This is a genomic window from Frankia sp. AgB1.9 (assembly GCF_016786355.1).
GTDB lineage: Bacteria > Actinomycetota > Actinomycetes > Frankiales > Frankiaceae > Pseudofrankia.
The window spans coordinates 31791-49323 of record NZ_JADWYX010000040.1 but is presented as its reverse complement, the minus strand read 5'-3'; the positions used below and the strand labels follow the sequence as shown (position 1 = coordinate 49323).

Here is a 17533-nt window from a genome sequence, read left to right as displayed (position 1 = left end):
GAAATCGTTGCATGATCGATTGAGAACGTGTTCTATGTCTTCACGCGAGGCTGTGGTGTAGGCCACAATGATCGCCGTGGGGGCCGTCCGGGGTCGTCGGAGCGGGCCGAGGCGTGGCCGACAGGGGAGACGGGAGGTCGGCGCGTGCACGAGTTCCTGGTCTTCACGATCAGTGGCCTGACGACGGCCGGGATCTACGCGATCAGCGCATCCGGGCTGACCCTCACCTACGTCACCACCGGCGTGTTCAACATCGCCCACGGCGCGACCGGCATGCTCGCGGCCTTCCTCTACTGGCAGCTGCGCTACGGCTGGGGCTGGCCGACACCAGTGGCACTGGTGCTGTGCGTGTTCGTCGCCGCCCCGCTGTTCGGGCTGCTGCTGGAACGGGTGGTGATGCGCCGGCTCGCCGGCGCCCCCGAGACGACCAGGCTGGTCGTCACCGTGGCGGTGCTCGTCGTCCTCGTCTCGGTCGACCAGTGGATCTGGGACCCGAGCGAGTTCCGCAGCTCGCGGGAGCTGTTCGCCGGCAAGGGCGTCCATTTCGGCGGCATCCAGGTGCCCTACAACGACCTGATCGTCCTGCTGGTCGCGGCCGCCGTCGCCGGCGCCCTGTGGCTGCTGCTGCACCGCAGCCGGGCCGGCATCGCGATGCGGGCCCGGGTCGACGACCCGGCCCTCGCGACGCTCAACGGCGCCAGGCCGCGGTCGTCCGCGCGGCTGGCCTGGATGATCGGCACCGCGCTCGCGGCTCTCGCCGGCATCCTGATCGCCCCCAAGCTGACCATGTCGGCCATCCCGCTCACCCTGCTCATCGTCAACGCCTACGCGGCCGCCGTCATCGGCAGGCTGCGCAGCCTGCCGATGACGTTCGCCGGCGCGCTCGTCGTCGGGCTGCTGTCCGACTACGCCGTCGGCTACCTGCCGAAGATCAGCTATGGCCAGCAGTACCTGCGGGGCGTGCTGCCGGTGGTGCCGGTCCTGGTCCTGCTGGTCGCGCTGCTGGCGCTGCGGGCGTCGCGGCTGCGCGGCCGGCCGTCGCTCGCCGTCCGGGAGATCACCCCGACGCCGACCTGGACCGGCGGGCTCTGGTTCTGCACCGCTGTCCTGTTCGCCGCGCTGATCGCCGCGACGACGATGCGCCCGGCGGACCTGTTCGCCTCCACCTCGATGTGGGGGCTCGCGATCGTCGGCCTGTCGATGGTGCCGCTGGTCGGCTATGCGGGCCGGATCTCGCTGTGCCAGCTGAGCTTCGCCGGGATCGGCGGCGCGGTCGTCGCGCACGCCGGGCACGGCGGCAACCCGGCGGCCCTGCTGCTGGCCGCCGCCGTCGCGGCCGTCGTCGGCGCGGTCGTCTCGCTGCCGGCCCTGCGGCTGTCCGGGATCTACCTGGCACTGCTGACCGGCGCGTTCGCCGTCACGCTGGACAACTGGATCTTCCAGCTGCCGGCGTTCACCGTCGCCGGCCACCACTTCGACGTCTTCGAGGGCGGCACGCTGTCCGCAGACCGGCTGCGGCTCGGCCCGCTGCACACCGACTCCTCGAAGGCGTTCTTCTTCGCCGGCGCGGTGCTGTTCGTCGTCGCGGCGCTCGTCGTCATCGCGGTGCGGCGCAGCGAGCTCGGCCAGCGGCTGATCGCGGTCAAGGAGAGCCCGGCGGCGTCGGCCACCCTGGGGATGAACGTGCGGCTGACGACGCTGGTCGTGTTCACCGTCTCGGCCGCGATCGCCGGGCTCGGCGGCGGCGTCTACGCCTCGGCGGTGCGCTCGACCACCGCGGACGCGTTCAGCTTCTTCACCGGCCTGACGCTGCTGCTGCTCGTCGTGGTCGGCGGGGTGAGCTCCATCGGCAGCGGCCTGGCCGCCGGCGTGCTGCTGGGCAGCGCCGCCGTCAGCAGCGCCGCCGGAGACTCGGCCGGGAGGGTCACCGCGACCGTCACCGGACTGGCCGCGCTCGCGCTCGCCGCCAACCCGAACGGCCTGATCCCGTCGGTGCTGCGGCCGCTGTACGAGCCGGTGCGCCGGGCACCCGTCGTGCTCGGCGGGGCCGTCGGCGTCGTGGCCCTGTGCTGGGCCCTGGAGCTGGCCAACGTCATCAGCGGCGGGCTGTTCCTCGTGCTCGTCGTGGTGGTCGCCGTCGCGGTGCCGCTGGCCGCCCGGGCCTTCGTCGGCTCCTCCGCCGCCGTCACGGTGAACCCGGCACCGTCCGCCGCCGGCGCCCTGGCGTCGGTCGAAGGGCCGGACGCCGGGCTGTCGGGCCCACTGGAATGGCTCGGCTTCGACGCGCCGGTCAGCCGGGCCGACCTCGAGGTGCTCGACGCCCGGCTCGCGCTGGACACCGTCGACCCCGGTCCGCCACGGGAGGTCCGCGTTGGTGTTGCTTGAGATCCGCGACGTGACGGTCCGCTACGGCGGGCACGTGGCGTTGAACGGGGTCAGCCTCGGCGTCGAGGCCGGCCGGGTGACCGGGCTGATCGGCCCGAACGGCGCGGGGAAGACCACGCTGTTCAACGTCCTGACCGGCCTGCTCGCCCCCAGCTCCGGGCAGGTGCTGCTCGACGGCGAGGACGTCACGCGCCTCGCTCCCTACCGGCGGGCCCGGCGCGGCATGGCCAGGACCTTCCAGATCCTGGAGCTGTTCGGCCAGCTCACCGTGCTGGAGAACGTGCAGCTCGCCGCCCGGCTGCGCCGCCGCTCGCCGGGCCGCCACTCCAGGGCCGGCACCGCGTGGCCAGGGGGTCCCGACTCCCTCGACCCGCGTGCCCTGCTCGACCGGGTCGGTCTGGGCGCGGTGGCCGACCGGCGGGCCGACACGCTGCCGACCGGTCAGGGCCGGCGCCTCGAGCTCGCCCGGGCGCTGGCCGTCCGGCCCAGGGTGCTGCTGCTCGACGAGCCCGCGAGCGGGCAGGACGAGGCGGAGACGGCCGCTTTCGGCGACCTGCTCGGCGAGCTCGCCGCCGAGGGCCTGGCGATCCTGCTCGTCGAGCACGACATGACGCTGGTCATGGGAGTGTGCGCGCACCTGTACGTCCTGGACTTCGGCAGCCTGATGGCCGAGGGCGGCCCGGCCAGCGTGCGGGCCGACCCGCGGGTGCGCGAGGCCTACCTCGGCACCGTTCCCGAGCAGGACGACCCACCCGACGCGTTGACACCCGCCGGGCACATCGTGGAGCAGCGATGATCGCGGGGCTGCGCCAGCGGCGGTCCGTCGCCACGGCGCTCGACCGGACGCCGGCCGCTGTCGCTGAAGCGCCCTTGGTCGAGGTCCGTGGGCTGCGGGCCAGCTATGGCCGGGTCGAGGTGCTGCACGGCGTGGACCTGTCCGTCGCGGCCGGGCAGGTGCTGGCGGTCCTCGGCCCGAACGGGGCCGGCAAGTCGACGCTGTTGCGGGTGCTGGCCGGCCTGCACCCGACAGGTGGGGGCGAGGTCGTGCTCGGCGGGCGGCGGGTCACCGGGGCGGACCCGGTCGACCTGGCCCGCCGCGGGCTGTGCCTGATCCCGGAGGGGCGGGGCGTGTTCCCGAGCCTCACCGTCCGGGAGAACCTGCGGATGATGACCCATCGGCGGGCCGGGATGTCGGTCGCCGACGTGGAGGAGCGCGCGATCGCGCGGTTCCCGCGGCTCGGCCAGCGGCTGCACCAGCCGGCCGGCACGATGAGCGGCGGCGAGCAGCAGATGCTCGCCCTGGCCCGGGCGATCGTGGCCGAGCCGGCGGTGCTGATGCTCGACGAGCTGTCGATGGGCCTCGCGCCCCGCGTCGTCGCCGAGCTGTACGCGACCGTGCGGGCGATCGCCGAGGAGAACGTGACGATCATCGTCGTCGAGCAGTTCGCCGCGACGGTGCTGGCCGTCGCCGACACCGCCGCGGTGCTGGTCGAGGGACGGATCGCGGCGGCCGGGCCGCCCGACGAGATCGCGGGCCGCCTGTCCGGCGCCTACCTGGGCGGCCAGCTCCCGCCCGACGCCACGACGATCGACGAGGTGAGATCGTGACGATCGAGACCACCAGCACCCCGACCGCCGTGGCCGGCGCGCCCGGCGACGGGGGCGAGGCCGGCCAGGCCGCCGGCGCCAACGCCACCGGCGGTGCCGGCCCCGGTCCGGTCAGCCGGGCCGACGCGTTCCGCGCGGAGATGGCGACACTGCGCATCCGGGACCCACGCGGCCGCCTCGACGGTCTGTTGCTGCGTGCCGGCGCCCTGCTGCTCGTGCTCGGGCCCGTGCTCGGGATCATCGCCTACTTCCTGTCGCACTCGACGACGAACCCGTTGCAGCAGCGGGACGCGATCGTCCTCGGCACGGTCGGCATCTCGGTGACCGTGGTCGGTGCCGCGCTGTTCGTGCGGTACTCGCTGGCCGCGTTCCTGCGCTTCTGGCTCGCCCGCATCCTGTTCGACCGCGAGCACCCGCCGACCTGAGCCTGCCGTCGGCCTGGGCGGCCCCGCGGCCCGGGAACATCTGTCCTCATCGCGTGCGGGAAGACTCACGTGGGCGACGGCCCCGATGGTCGGGGTGCGCCGGCCGCTTGGCAGCCGGTGAGCCGCTCGACGACGACGAGTCGCGGCTGGGCCGGCGCGGCGTCGAGCGGCCGCGCCGGGGCGCGTCACCGACCCGGACCGCGCATCCGGTGACCATGATCATTGCCGTCGGCGCCGTTCGGCGCGTCGGGGGCTGGTCAAGCCGAGGGGTGGTGCCGCCCGCCGGCCGGTTGGGGGTACCGAGCCGGTTCGGAGAATCCGGTCGGGATGGCGTTCGTTGGTGTTGCACTTGGCGCGGCGGTGACTAGGGTACCGCCGTTGCCCCTGCCATTTTGGCCATTCCCATTCCCGTTCCCGTTCCCGTTTCCGTTCCCGCTCGCGTTGGCGTTGTCGCTCTGCCTGCCCTGACTGTTGCCGTTGCCGTTGGTGTTTTGGCTGGTGGCAGTGGTGTTTTGGCTGTTTCCGTTGGCGTTGGCGTTGGCGTTGGCGTTGCTGCTCTGGCTGCTCTGGCTGCTCTGGCTGCTCTGGCCATTGCCATTGCCATTGCCGTTTTGGCCGTTCCCGTTCCCGTTTCCGTTCCTGTTGGCGTTGCTGCTCTGGCTACCCTGGCCGTTGCCGTTGCCGTTGCCGTTCTGTCTGGCCGGGGCAGCCGTCGGCGCCGCGGTGGCGGGCGGCGTGCCACAGTCCGTGGCCGTCGTCCCCAGGTCGCCGGTGATCAACCGGGGTGAATCGAGGCCGTCCATCGGCTTGCCGGGCGTCGGGGGCTTCTTGCTCGAGTAGGAGGCACAGAGAGGATCATGCGCGGCTGGCGCGGGTTCCGGAGTGGCCGGACCGATCGACTGCGGCCCACGCCGCGTACCGGCGGTGGTCATGAGGTCAGCCCCGGAGGTCGGTGGGGTACTGGCACGGTGGGATGGGGAGCCGCTGAACGGGACGGGAAGGGAGTCGGTGGCCATTGCGACTCCGCCGGCACCGGCGACCGCGACCGCGGTGACGGCGGCTGCCAGGGCCCGCGTCGCCCGGCGCCTGGTCGCCAGTGCCGTGCTGGCCAGCGCGGCACCGGTCGACGTGATCCTGGGCAACGGATGGACGGACGCTACGGATGACCGCCGGAATGCGGCTACCGCGGCCTCCTCACCGGCGAGATCTTTCCCTTGTTCCGCCTTGGCCGCGACCGCGAGCAGATCCACGCGAAACTCATCGAGGGAACCGGCGATCCGTGGCCACAGCCGGGCCGCTGCCTTTGCCGCCTCGGTCTCGTCATCTTCGTCGCCGCTGAGTTGCCGGAGGGAATGGATCAATCGCGGCTGGACGGCGCGGTAAAGATGCCGAAACGCCTCCTCGTCGCCGCGCCGTGCCGCTGCGATGGTATGCCGCAAATCGCTCGCGTCGCCGTCCGTGCGTCTCGCTGGTCGCCTGCGAATGTCCGGTCACCACCTTCCGGATTTCTGGTCGTCCAGACTTCTCGGCTGGACGACGCTTCTGCCAACGCCGTCCGGCCGAACCGCGGCTGTTCGTCGCCATTTCTGGACCGCCACGGTCGGGTGTTCGGCGAACTCACGGTCAAGCTCCCGGAGCTTCTCGGTGACACGGAGGGAGGAGAGCCCCGCCCCCAGCCTGATCGCTGCGTAAGCGGCCTCCAGCGCGCCGTCCACCTCGGCGACCGGCCGTTGGAGGTAGGACAACGCCAGATCTGCCTCCGCGAAACTGCGGCTACGGACGCGACCGCTGTCCTGCAGGGTCCTGGACTCGACCAACTGGCGTTCAGCCGGCAGGGCGCGTCCGAGCAGCCGCAGACAGTGACCCGTACATTCCGCGACGTCGCCGGCGTTATAGTGACCGGCCCAGGCCGGGCCCTCCTCAGGCTCGGCGCGGCTTACGGCCTGCTCCAACGCCCTGAGCGCGGACGTGCAGCCGGCTTCGTCGCCGGAGCCTGCCAGTGCCCACGCCTGCCGGTCGTGCAGCATCGCCCGCACCAACGGTGCCGCCCCGTGTCCGGCACGGTCGAGCGCCGCTCCCGCCAGCGCGAGGCTCTGTCGCCGATGGCCGAGCCGGATCATCTGCTCGCTCATCGCGGAGAGCACCCGCGCCGCGAGCATGGCGTCGCAGGCATGCTCGGCGAGGCCGAGCGCCTGAATGTAGTAGCGCTGGGCCAGCGCCTGCCTCCCGCATTCCTGCGCCAACCAGCCCGCGAACTGGGCGAGTTCCGCGAGCGCGCTACACAGTTCGGTGTCCGCCGAGCCAGCGGACGCCACCCGAAGCTGGTCGTGCAGGAGGGCCACGGCCTGGTGGCGGATGTCCCGGGCTCCGAACCGGGCATCCAGCCTGCGCAGCGCCGCCACCGTGTCTCTGATCATGGTCGCGTTGGCCCCGTCGACCGGGGCGTCGTGACCTCTCGCGACCGCGCGGCCCCGCGTGGGTGACGGTCGTCCGCCCGCGGCGCGGGGGATGATGCCGGTGAGGCTGGCCAGTGCTGGCTCGGCGAAAGCGTTCGTCCTGAAGACGGACCCGTCGGGTGCCGCGTCGACGCGTCGCACGTCCCGCCACGACAGTCCGGTGAGTGTGCCGAACGTCGCTTCAGGCGAGTTGGCGATGACCAGACCGAGATCCCGAACCGAGTCATTGGCGCCTCGCCAGCCAAAGTCGGCCGGAGTGACCGGGTAGCCCACGGCGGCCGAGATCTCTGCCGCGGCCAGGTCCGCGACCAGAGGATCACGCGGGCGCATCCCCCGCCGCCAGTGCCCGACCGTGGTTCGCGCCAGCCCGAGTTCCATGTGGTGCTCGCGACGGGCACGCAGGTTGACCTGACGCGCGAACCGGGTGTCAGAGATGCCCGTCTCGGTCAGCAGCCGGGCGAACAGGCCGGACCCGAACGTGCTCTCCCTTGACGCCGAACTGGACATGCGACCCCCGCAGCGGATGCTGCTCCGAAGTGGTGACAGGCGGGCATTTCGATCTCCCTGCGGACGCGAAGAGTAGTGGTCCAATCGCGGACGCGGAAGTAGGTGTGCACTGCCCTGGCTGACTGCGCGACCCCGTTCATCACCTGGACCAGGGGTCCCGGCGGCACCGTCGTGTGGTCGGCTGGCGACGTGGCCGTGGCAAGGTGGGGACATGGTGGCGATGGGCGCGGGGGAGTGGCAGGCGTTCGCCGGGGCCGGGACGCGGACCGGGAAGCTGGCGACGGTGCGGGCGGACGGCCGGCCGCATCTCGCCCCGATCTGGTTCGTCCTTGATGGCGACGACATTCTGTTCAACACCGGCGCCGAGACGGTCAAGGGGCGCAACCTGCGCCGGGACGGCCGGGCGAGCCTGTGCGTCGACGACGAGACGCCGCCCTACTCGTTCGTGATCGTCAACGGCACCGTGACGGTGTCGGAGGATCTCGCCGAGGTGCGCCGGTGGGCGGCGGCGATCGGTGGCCGCTACATGGGCGCGGACCGGGCCGAGGAGTTCGGCCGCCGCAACGGCGTGCCCGGCGAGCTCCTGGTGCGCCTCACCCCGACCAGCGTCCTGGCCGAGCGGGCCGTCGCCGACTAGCCGTCCGGTTCAGGCCGACCCGTGCGGTTCAAGGCCCGAACTGGTCCTCGACGGTCAGGGCGACCCGCAACGGGGTGTGGACGTCGTAGACGATGGTGCCGGCCCACAGGCAGGAGCTCAGCGACAGGATCGCGGGGATCGTGACCAGCATCCGGTGGCTGCTGCTGGGCAGCGGCCGCAGCAGCGCGCTCACGCGGCGGGGGACCGGGCCTGGCTGGGCGGCCGGGCGCAGTCGGGCGTAAGGGTTCTGCCACCTGCTGGGGGAGCGCCTTGGGCGGTCGGTCAGCCAGGCGGGCGAGGTGATCCGCAGGGCGTTCGGTTCGACCGGGTGATGGCCGGACTGGTGGGTCGCGCACCTGGCGGCACCGGGCGCGGCCGCGGTCGCCCTGGCCGGCAGCCGCCGGATCCGGGCCGGCTTCCCAGAGGACCGTGCCGCGGACGCCGACCGGGCCGGGCCCGCGGCGGCGGTGGCCAGCGCGACGGCTCCGATGGTCCGCGCGACCAGGGCCCGGTCGCCGATCTCGAGCGCGGCCCGCTCGTCGGCCCAGCGTTCGACGCCGTACTCGACCAGTCGGGCGACCGGGCGCAGCAGCGGCTGGCCGGCGGCCGCGAGCCGGGTCGCGTCGACGTAGCGGTGATGGTGGCAGTCGAGGTGAGCCCGTTCGTGGGCCAGCACGACGCTGAGCTCGTCGGCGCTCAACGCGTCACGCAGCGCCTCGGTGACCACGATCCGGCCGCGCGAGCCGGGCAGCGTGAACGCGTCCGGCTGCGTGCCGGGCACCATCACGACGAGGTCCTCACCGGGCAGCGCCGCGGCCTCGTCGCCGGCGGCCCGCACGGCCGCCCGCTGCCGGCGGAAGGCTCGGATCGCCGAGACCGCCGCCACGATCGCGACGATGGCGAACGGGCCGGACAGCCACGCGTCCCGGCCGGCATCCGCCCAGGCCTCAGTGGTCCAGCCGCGCCTGCCGGTCTTCACGATCGCCGTCGTCGTGTGGATGCCGCTGGCGAACAGCACCAGTGCCGTGGCAGTCGCCAGAAGGCAGGCGGAGATGGTGAACGCCACGACGGCGACCCCGGCGGCGACCCGGTCGGCGAGCAGCCGCATCACGAGCGTGCCCAGCAGCGGCGCGACGAGCGCGCACAGGACCAGCTCGCGGACCATTTAGCGTCCGGCCGGTATGCCGCCGGAGCCAGAACCGTGCCCGCGCCGCCCGTCTCGGGCGTCAGGAGGCTGGGCCGACCCGTCCCAGCCGCGTTCCGCGCCGCCACCGTGCGCGGCGGAGCCCTCAGCGAGCAGCTGTCGGATCAGCGCCTCGTCGCCGGGCGAGAGAGCGGCGACGAAGTGGGTCAGCGCCGGGCGGTGGTCGGCCTGCTCGTCGAGCAGCCGGTTCATCCGCCAGGCGACGAGGCTCGCGGCGTCGGACTTCGCCACGTAGAGGAACGCGCGGCCCGCGCGCCGGCGGGTCACGACGCCCTTGCCGTGCAGCCGGGTCAGCGTCGTCACGACAGCGCTGTAGGACAGGGCGGGGCCGCCGTTGAGCCGCTCCCGTACCTGGGCGGGCGAGAGCTCGCGGTGCGCTGTGTGCAGCACCGTGAGGATCTCCGCCTCCAGGGACCCCGGTGACCGGCGCCGGCCGCGCCCGGTCCCGACGGCCAGCTCCACCCCGGTCATCGCGCCGGCGTGGTCTTCGAGGTCGTCAGCGCCGTAGGCGCCGGCCTCGGTGCGGGCCTCGTCCAGCAGGCCGGTCCCACCAAGTCGGTCGTCACCGGCATCGTCCGCGTTTGCGTCGGCATCGGATACCACGCCCACGACCATACGGACCGGGGCGACCTCTATGCGAGGGGTGGGGTCGTCACGGCGCGTCGAGTCCTGACCGCTCCGTGGTGTGGCGAACGCCGCGCACCTGCTCGGGCACGCTTCGCGCTCTCCCGTCCCTAGGCTGGGCCCTGGTTCGCGGCCCGGTAAGCCGACCGACCAAGCGCTTGGTTGACGGGCGATACTTTGCTGGTGGACACCTCATCGACCCGTGGCGGCGCCGCCAGCCGAACCGCTGACGGCGCGGGCGCCGTTCAGCCACCAGACGCCGCCGCTGGGACGGGGTCCGCCCCGGCGGCGCGGGCCGGTGGCGGCGCGCGGGCCGGCGGGCCGGGCCGGGCCGGTCGTTCCGGGCGGCCGGCCGCCGCTGGGGAGTCGGAACGGCGGGCGGCCATTGTCGAGATCGCGGCCGGGCTGTTCGCGCAGCGCGGGTACCGGGCCACGACGGTCCGCGAGATCGCCGACGCCGCCGGCATGCTTTCGGGCAGCCTGTACCACCATTTCGACTCCAAGGAGTCGATCATCGACGAGCTGCTGTCGAGCTTCCTCACCGAGCTGCAGGCCGAGTACGCCGCGATCGCGGCCGTTCCCGCGCGTCCGACCGACACGATTGCCGCCCTGGTCCGGTCGGCGTTCGCGGCGATCGCGCGGCACCGGGCCGCCGTCACCGTCTTCCAGAACGAGCGTGGCTACCTCGCGACGCTGCCGCGGTTCGGCTACCTGCGCACCTCGGAGGAGGCCAGCCAGCGGCTGTGGCTGGACGCGCTGCGGGCCGGCATCGCCGTCGGCGAGCTGCGCGCCGACCTCGACCCGAAGCTGACCCACCGGTTCCTGCGGGACGCGATCTGGGTGTCGGTGCACTGGTACCGCCCCGACGGACGGCTGGCCCCGGACGAGCTGGCCGAGCACTTCCTCGCGACGGTCTTCGACGGCATCCGCGTCCGCCCGGTATAGCCCGCCTCCGGCGGCCCGGCGCACCATCGGGCCTTGATCGCTGCTTCAGCCGTCAAGTGGTTGCGATTCGAGCCGATTCACGACCGCCGGAGGGCGAAAACGGCGATCTTTGGTCGCGCGGCGGCGGACACGGACGTCCTGGGCTGATCGGGAGCTAAACCAAGCGCTAGCTTGGGTGAGGCGCTAGCCTGACCCTCGTGGTGTCGACGGCGCGGCCCGCGGCCGCCAGCACAGCTGCCGGCCGGGATGAGGCTGCGGCCCCGGGCGAGGCCGACGGTCGGGGTGAAGCCGGTGAGTCGGCTGGGTTCCGGGCGGAGGTGCGCGGCTGGCTCGCCGACGCGCTGACCGGCGAGTTCGGGGCGGCCCGTGGGCTGGGCGGACCGGGGCGTGAGCACGAGGCCTTCAAGCTGCGGGCAGCCTGGGAACGCCACCTCGCCGCGGCCGGCTGGACCTGTCTGAGCTGGCCGGAGGCCTACGGGGGTCGTGCGCTGTCGCTGGCCGACCAGGTGGTCTTCCACGAGGAGTACGCCCGAGCCGACGCGCCGGCCCGGGTCGGGCTGATCGGTGACGGCATGGTGGGCCCGACGCTGATCGCGTTCGGCACCGAGGACCAGCGCAGCCGCTTCCTGCCGCCGATTCGCGCCGGCGAGGCCCTGTGGTGCCAGCTCTACTCCGAGCCCGGCGCCGGCTCGGACCTCGCGGCGCTCACGACCCGCGCGCACCGCGACGGCGACGACTTCGTGATCAACGGCCAGAAGGTCTGGTCCTCGCTGGCCCACCAGTCCGACTGGGGCTTCGCGCTGGTCCGCACCGAGCCGGGCTCCCAGCGGCACAAGGGCCTGTCCTACCTGCTCGTGCCGATGCGCCAGCCCGGCGTCGACATCCGCCCGATCGTCTCGATGACGGGGACCTCGGAGTTCAACGAGGTCTTCTTCGACGACGCGCGCACCCCGGCCGCGAACCTGGTCGGGGCCGAGGGGGACGGCTGGAAGATCGGGATGGCCACCCTCGGCTTCGAGCGCGGCACCTTCACCGTCGGCCAGCAGATCGGCTTCAAGCGCGAGCTGGAGCGGGTCATCGCGCTGGCCAAGCGCAACGGCGGCTGGGACCGGCCCGACCTGCGCGACCGGCTGGTCCGGGCCTGGATCGGGGTCGAGATCATGCGGTTCACCGCGTTGCGCACCCTGGCCGACTCCGCGGCCGACACCCCGCCCGGCCCGGCGTCGTCGATCGGCAAGCTGTACTGGTCCACCTGGCACCAGCAGCTCGGCGAACTGGCGATGGACGTGCTCGGCGCCGACGGCCTGCTCGTCGAGGGCGAGCCCTACGAGCTGCGGCCCGAGCAGTCGCTCTTCCTGTTCAGCCGGGCCGACACGATCTACGCCGGGTCGAGTGAGATCCAGCGCAACATCATCGCCGAGCGAACGCTGGGGCTGCCGCGTGCCTGACCCGAAGCTGACCAGGAGCCCTGTCCCGCCGCCGGCCGTGCTGGCCGCGCCCGAGCCGCCGCCCGGGCGAGACCTGCTGCGCGGCAAGATCGTGCTGGTCACGGCCGCCGCCGGCACCGGCATCGGGTTCGCGACCGCCCGGCGGGCGGCGCTGGAGGGGGCGACGGTCGTCGTCTCCGACCATCACGTCCGCCGCCTCGGCGAGGCCGTGGCCAGGCTAAAGGAGATCGCCGGCGAAGAGCCGCTCGCGGTGGCGTGCGACGTGCGCAGCGAGGAGCAGGTCGGCGCGCTGTTCGAGGCCGTCTACGCGACCCATGGCCGGCTCGACGTCCTGGTCAACAACGCGGGCCTCGGCGGCGACGTGCGGCTCACCGACATGACCGACGAGCAGTGGGCGACCGTCCTGGACGTGACGCTGACCGGCACCATGCGGGCGACCCGGGCCGCGCTGCGCCGGATGCTGCCGGCCGGCGCAGGCGTGATCGTCAACAACGCCTCCGTCGTCGGCTGGCGGGCGCAGGCCGGCCAGGCCCACTACGCCGCCGCCAAGGCCGGCGTGATGGCGCTGACCCGCTGCGCCGCCATGGAGGCGGCGCCGTACGGGGTCCGGGTGAACGCCGTGGCGCCGAGCCTGGCCATGCACCCCTTCCTGGCGAAGGTCAGCGATGCGGACTTCCTCGCCGAGCTCGCCAGCCGGGAGGCGTTCGGCCGCCCAGCCGAGCCCTGGGAGGTAGCGACCGTCATCGCCTTCCTGGCCAGCGACTACTCGACCTACCTGACCGGCGAGGTCGTCTCCGTCAGCAGCCAGCACCCGTAGCGCCGGCGAGATCGGCGCACCCTGGCGTGCCGCCGCGGGGCGTCCGTCGTGAGGCTGCCTGGTCAGGCGACTCCAGGACAGACGAGCACCTCACAGCGCGGGCCCGGCGCACGGCCCAGCCGGGCGTCGAGCGTGACCAGCGGTGCTGGCAGCGCCTCGGCGAGCGCGACGTACGCGGCGTCGTAGGCGGTGAGGTTGGCGCGCAGGTCCCAGGCGCGATCAGCGAGGCTCGCATACGCGAGTCGTCTGACGGGCATCGCGAGAAGGTCCGCGTGCGCGAGCGTGGCTTCGCTGGGGTCGAGGATTCCGGCGAGGAGGTGGCGACGCAGGATGTTCGCGGCCTCGAAGGGCATCAGCTCCGGGGCGAACAATGCCGCGCCATCGACCACCTTCGCCACCCAGGCGCCCGCCGGTCCGTCGTCGGTCAGCAGCGCCACAGCCGCGGAGGCGTCCAGCACCACCGGGGACGAGAGCTGCGCCGTCATCGGCGGTCCGCGTCGCGGTCAGTGATGATCCGTTCGGGATCGAGCCGGGTGCCGGTGGCCTGGACGCGTGCCCTCGCGCGGGCGATGACGTCCTCAGCCGTCGGCTGGGACGCGAAGTCGATGAGCTGGCGGAGCACATACTCCTGCAGGGAGCGGCCGCTGCGAGCCGCGCGTGCGGCGAGCTCGTCGCGGATTTCCTCGGGGACGTTGCGGATGGTGAGTGCCACGACCATGACTGCATTCTGCCAGCGAGGCCAGCGAAGCGTCATCTGATTGGCGAGGCGCCGCTGAACGACTGGCGTGCTCCCTGTCATGCGGTGCCTCCCGAACGAGCGGTGATCTCCGATGGCTCAGGCACTTATTGAGCCGACACTATCGGCTCAGTCACTACCGTAGCGTGCCTCTGCGCGGCGGGACAAAGGGGGCGAGAGTGGCAGGTGCTCGTGGCGAGAGCAGGCACCTCGACGTTGGCCGCGGGTTCGGTCAGCCGGAGGGGGTGTAGGCGCGGACGAAGAGGTTCACGTTGGCTTGGATCGCCGCGTCGAGCTCCGGGGAGTCGAAGGGTGGGGGTGCGGCGAGGGCGAAGGTGCCGAGCTCGGTCATCTGCCACGAGGCTCCGGTGACCAGGGTGACGAACTGGCCGGCCGCGCGGGCCGGGTCGTCGATGGACAGCGCGCCGGCGTGGGCGAGGCGGGCCAGGCAGCCGATGAGCGCGGGCCAGACGGGCGTCGCCACCCGCTTCTGCCAGAGCGCCAGCAGCTTCGGGTGGCGGGGAGCCTCGGTCTGGACGAGCAGCCGTAGCGACGCGGTGTCCGGGCTCGCGTAGACCTCGGTGATCCGCCGGGCCACCTCGGTGAGGTAGCGGGCCGCATCGTCCACGCCGCCGAGCCGGTCGGGGAAGGCGTGCGTCGTGCCGCGCAGCGCCTCGAGGTTCGCCGAGATCCGCTCGTCCACGACGGCGAGGAACAGGGTCTCCTTGTCGCCGAAGTGGTTGTAGACCGTCTGGCGGGAGACGGGGGTGGCGGACGCGATGTCGTCGAGGCTGGTCGCGGCGTAACCCTGCCGCGCGAAGACCTCGAACGCGGCCCTCATGATCGCGTCGCGTTTCGCCTGTCGGCCGCGGGCCGGCGTCGTGACGGCACCCGCCGCGTCCGTGGCCACTGGCACAGGCTACCCTCCTGGACTCATGCGCCCAGAAGTTTGGACATCACCGTCTAGATTTATAGACAGATGCGTCTCGCCAGGGCGTCCCAGGTTGTCGACCAAGGAGAGGGAGACGTGACTTCCCCGCAGGTTCCGCACACGGTGGTCATCGGCGCCGGGCCCGCCGGCCTGACCGCCGCCTTCCAACTGGCGGCCCGCGACGCGGCCGTGACGGTGTTCGAGGCCGACGACGTGGTCGGTGGCATCAGCCGGACCGTCGAGCGTGACGGCTGGCGGTTCGACATCGGCGGGCACCGGTTCTTCACCAAGGTCGCCGCCGTCGACGCGCTGTGGCACGAGATCCTGCCCGCCGAGGATTTCCTGCTCCGGCCGCGGATGAGCCGGATCTACTACCAGGGAAAGCTCTACGACTACCCGCTGCGGGCCATGAACGCGCTGCGCAATCTCGGGCCTGGGCAGGCGGCGCTCGCCATCGGGTCCTACGCTCGCGCCAGGCTGCGCCCGCCCCGGGACCAGAGCAACTACGAGTCCTGGCTGGTCGCGCGCTTCGGATGGCGCCTCTATCGGACGTTCTTCAAGACGTATACGGAGAAGCTCTGGGGAATCCCGGTCAGCGAGATGCCGGCGGACTGGGCGGCGCAGCGGGTCAAGAACCTCTCGCTGTCGTCCGCGATCGTCAACGCCGTGTTGCCGAGGCGGAACCAGAAGGACATCACCAGCCTGATCGAGGAGTTCCACTATCCGAAGTACGGCCCCGGCATGATGTGGGAGACCTGCCGCGACAAGGTCGAGAAGATGGGCGGCACGGTCACGCTGAACACCGCCGTCACCGCGATCCACCACGCGGACGGACGGGCCGTGGCCGTCACCGTCCGCTCGGGCGCCGGCGGGCCGACTCGCGTGCCGGCCGACCACGTGATCTCCTCGACGCCGCTGTCGGCGCTGGTGCTGGGCATGGACCCACCGGCGCCGCCCGAGGTCGTCGAGGCGGCGAAGGACCTGCGCTACCGCGACTACCTGACCGTCGCCCTGGTCGTGCCCGCCGAGTTCAGCTTCCCGGACAACTGGATCTACATCCACGACCCGGGCGTGAAGGTCGGCCGCATTCAGAACTACGGCTCCTGGTCGCCCTACCTGGTGAAGGAGGGGCGGACCTGCCTCGGGCTGGAGTTCTTCGTCTTCGAGGGCGACGACATGTGGTCGAAGCAGGATGACGACCTGATCGCGCTCGCCACCGGCGAACTTGAGCGGCTTAGTCTCGTGCGCCCGGGGGCGGTGGAACGGGGTTATGTCGTCCGGGTGCCGAAGGCGTACCCGACCTACGACCAGTTCTACCGGCGCAACGTCGAGATCATGCGTGAATGGCTCGCTGAGAACGTCCCCAACGTTCACCCCGTCGGCCGCAACGGCATGCACCGTTACAACAACGCCGACCACTCGATGCTGACCGCGATGCTGACCGTCGAAAACATTCTCGACGGCACCCGTCACGACGTCTGGACCGTCAACGTCGAGGAGGAATACCACGAGGAGAAGAAGTCCGGTGGCCGGCCGGTCGGCACCGGCCGTGACGCGCCGGTCCTTCCCCGCCGGGAGCCTCGCCGGCGGTGACGGCGCCGGGGTGAGGCCAGCTGATTCCCGCTCCCGATCTGACGAGAGCGCGGGCGCGTCCGCCGGCCGGGATGGTCCACGGGCGCGCCACGCCGGGGTGTGGTACCGGAGCCAGCCGACGCGGGACCGCTAGCCTGCCTTCGATGGTTACTGTGAGTAGTCACCGTGGTCGGCTTGGGGTCATCCGTTCCCTCGCGGTGACGCTGGTCGCCGCCGGATGCGTCGGGGTGGCCGGATTCGTCGGCCCGCCCGCGTCGGCGTCAACCCCAGTGGTGACGCTGCCGTCCGGGGTGCCGGTGCCGGTGCCGGTGGCGTCGGACGCGGGGCGGCTGCCGCCGTTCGGGCCGATCGGGCTGGAACGGGAGACCATCCCGCTGGGGACGCTCCAAGTTCCCGGCTTCCTGACCACCGGGCCGCTCGAAGCCGCGCTCGACCAGGTGCCCGCCGGACCGGGGGAGCTCTACACGGTCGGACGGCTGCAGGCGTACGGAATCCACACCCTCGACGGCCAGGTGAACATCCGGACCGCGATCGCCGAGATCGCCCATGTGGGGCCGACGTACGAGCTGGCGCCATACCTGCCGGGCGTCGGGCACCTGGTCCCCGGGGACGGCTCCTGGGAGGTCATCCCTCCGGGCACCCCCGCCCTGCTGTACTCCAGGCCGCAGTACCGGATCGCGGTCTTCCCGTGGTTCGGCGCCGTGGAGGTGACCGCGCACGTCCCGGCCGCGCTGGCCCCACGCACCGCCGTGCGCGGCCTCTTCACCGGCCTGAGCGCGGCCCAGCTCGCACTGATCATCCATGCGATGTGGCCAAATGTGCTGCCGCCGCTGGTCACCTACGCGGCGAACGACCCCTGGCTCGGCCTGCTCGACCCGGGAGCCGCCGAGTGGCCCGGCGCGGACGTAGGGGTCAGCCTGCTCGACGTCGTCAAGCCCGCGCTCGGCCCGATCTTCCAGCCGATGCTGAACTCGATGGCCGGCTCCGCCGGAGGCGGGCCGGGGCTCGACACGCTCGGCCCGGCGCTGCTGTCCAAGCTCGCGCCGCTGTCGAGCACGCTCGGACCGCTGCTGTCCAAGATCGGGCCGCTGTTGGCGCCCAAGTCGGCGTCGCAGATCCCGAAGTGACCCCGGGTGGAACGCCGCCGGGCCCCCCCCCCCCCCCCCCCGCGGCGCGGGGGGGGCCCCCGCCCCGCCCCCCCCCCCCCCCCCCACCCC

17 protein-coding genes are annotated in these 17533 nt (G+C 72.6%); 10 read left to right on the top strand and 7 right to left on the bottom strand.

What is annotated here, in order from left to right; genetic code table 11:
- The first annotated feature begins 144 nt into the window (after nucleotides 1–144).
- The 4 genes from I6A60_RS17945 to I6A60_RS17930 are packed head-to-tail and all read left to right on the top strand — an operon-like array spanning nucleotide 145 to nucleotide 4418.
- Nucleotides 145–2385: an ABC transporter permease gene (locus tag I6A60_RS17945; protein WP_203041932.1), complete on the top strand. Its 2241-nt coding sequence runs from the start codon at nucleotides 145–147 to the stop codon at nucleotides 2383–2385.
- Entirely contained in the window at nucleotides 2372–3181 is an 810-nt protein-coding gene (locus tag I6A60_RS17940) for an ABC transporter ATP-binding protein (protein ID WP_203022350.1), read from the top strand. Before I6A60_RS17945 ends, I6A60_RS17940 begins: the two co-directional genes overlap by 14 nt.
- On the top strand, nucleotides 3178–3993 hold the full coding sequence (locus I6A60_RS17935) for an ABC transporter ATP-binding protein (RefSeq protein WP_238435674.1): 816 nt from the start codon (nucleotides 3178–3180) through the stop codon (nucleotides 3991–3993). The genes I6A60_RS17940 and I6A60_RS17935 overlap by 4 nt, the downstream gene beginning before the upstream one ends.
- Entirely contained in the window at nucleotides 3990–4418 is a 429-nt protein-coding gene (locus I6A60_RS17930) for a hypothetical protein (RefSeq protein WP_203022351.1), read from the top strand. The genes I6A60_RS17935 and I6A60_RS17930 overlap by 4 nt, the downstream gene beginning before the upstream one ends.
- A 257-nt stretch (nucleotides 4419–4675) precedes the next feature.
- Here I6A60_RS17930 and I6A60_RS17925 read toward each other — a convergent pair whose 3' ends face one another.
- Nucleotides 4676–5857 carry a hypothetical protein gene (locus I6A60_RS17925; protein WP_203022352.1) on the bottom strand — a complete coding sequence of 394 codons (1182 nt, stop codon included), beginning with the start codon at nucleotides 5855–5857 and terminating at the stop codon, nucleotides 4676–4678.
- A 51-nt stretch (nucleotides 5858–5908) separates the two neighbouring features.
- The gene (locus tag I6A60_RS17920) at nucleotides 5909–7381 is read right to left on the bottom strand and encodes a transcriptional regulator (RefSeq protein WP_203022353.1); all 1473 of its coding nucleotides are present in this window, start codon (nucleotides 7379–7381) and stop codon (nucleotides 5909–5911) included.
- A 211-nt stretch (nucleotides 7382–7592) separates the two neighbouring features.
- On the opposite strand from I6A60_RS17920, the gene I6A60_RS17915 reads away from it, so the two are divergent.
- Complete coding sequence (locus tag I6A60_RS17915; RefSeq protein ID WP_203022354.1) at nucleotides 7593–8018, top strand: PPOX class F420-dependent oxidoreductase; 426 nt, start codon at nucleotides 7593–7595, stop codon at nucleotides 8016–8018.
- A 28-nt stretch (nucleotides 8019–8046) separates the two neighbouring features.
- On the opposite strand, the gene I6A60_RS17910 is transcribed toward I6A60_RS17915, so the two are convergent.
- The gene (locus I6A60_RS17910) at nucleotides 8047–9183 is read right to left on the bottom strand and encodes a M56 family metallopeptidase (RefSeq protein WP_203022355.1); all 1137 of its coding nucleotides are present in this window, start codon (nucleotides 9181–9183) and stop codon (nucleotides 8047–8049) included.
- On the bottom strand, nucleotides 9184–9825 hold the full coding sequence (locus I6A60_RS17905; protein ID WP_307873741.1) for a BlaI/MecI/CopY family transcriptional regulator: 642 nt from the start codon (nucleotides 9823–9825) through the stop codon (nucleotides 9184–9186). It lies immediately after the preceding gene.
- A gap of 204 nt (nucleotides 9826–10029) precedes the next feature.
- Between I6A60_RS17905 and I6A60_RS17900 the strand changes: the two genes are divergently transcribed.
- The 3 genes from I6A60_RS17900 (at nucleotide 10030) to I6A60_RS17890 (ending at nucleotide 13056) form a co-directional block, all read left to right on the top strand.
- Nucleotides 10030–10791: a TetR/AcrR family transcriptional regulator gene (locus I6A60_RS17900; protein ID WP_203022357.1), complete on the top strand. Its 762-nt coding sequence runs from the start codon at nucleotides 10030–10032 to the stop codon at nucleotides 10789–10791.
- 317 nt (nucleotides 10792–11108) lie between these two features.
- On the top strand, nucleotides 11109–12239 hold the full coding sequence (locus I6A60_RS17895) for an acyl-CoA dehydrogenase family protein (RefSeq protein ID WP_203022367.1): 1131 nt from the start codon (nucleotides 11109–11111) through the stop codon (nucleotides 12237–12239).
- On the top strand, nucleotides 12232–13056 hold the full coding sequence (locus I6A60_RS17890; RefSeq protein WP_203022358.1) for an SDR family oxidoreductase: 825 nt from the start codon (nucleotides 12232–12234) through the stop codon (nucleotides 13054–13056). Before I6A60_RS17895 ends, I6A60_RS17890 begins: the two co-directional genes overlap by 8 nt.
- Before the next feature lie 62 nt (nucleotides 13057–13118).
- On the opposite strand, the gene I6A60_RS17885 is transcribed toward I6A60_RS17890, so the two are convergent.
- The 3 genes from I6A60_RS17885 to I6A60_RS17875 form a co-directional block, all read right to left on the bottom strand.
- Entirely contained in the window at nucleotides 13119–13541 is a 423-nt protein-coding gene (locus I6A60_RS17885) for a type II toxin-antitoxin system VapC family toxin (protein ID WP_203022359.1), read from the bottom strand.
- Complete coding sequence (locus tag I6A60_RS17880; RefSeq protein WP_238435673.1) at nucleotides 13538–13774, bottom strand: hypothetical protein; 237 nt, start codon at nucleotides 13772–13774, stop codon at nucleotides 13538–13540. Before I6A60_RS17880 ends, I6A60_RS17885 begins: the two co-directional genes overlap by 4 nt.
- A 250-nt stretch (nucleotides 13775–14024) precedes the next feature.
- Nucleotides 14025–14702 (bottom strand): TetR/AcrR family transcriptional regulator, encoded by a 678-nt coding sequence (locus I6A60_RS17875; RefSeq protein ID WP_374113389.1) that lies wholly within the window; start codon nucleotides 14700–14702, stop codon nucleotides 14025–14027.
- 117 nt (nucleotides 14703–14819) lie between these two features.
- On the opposite strand from I6A60_RS17875, the gene I6A60_RS17870 reads away from it, so the two are divergent.
- Nucleotides 14820–16316, top strand: a complete 1497-nt coding sequence (locus I6A60_RS17870) for an NAD(P)/FAD-dependent oxidoreductase (protein WP_203022362.1) — start codon at nucleotides 14820–14822, stop codon at nucleotides 16314–16316.
- 143 nt (nucleotides 16317–16459) lie between these two features.
- The gene (locus I6A60_RS17865) at nucleotides 16460–17443 is read left to right on the top strand and encodes a hypothetical protein (protein ID WP_203022363.1); all 984 of its coding nucleotides are present in this window, start codon (nucleotides 16460–16462) and stop codon (nucleotides 17441–17443) included.
- The last annotated feature ends 90 nt before the right edge of the window (nucleotides 17444–17533 follow it).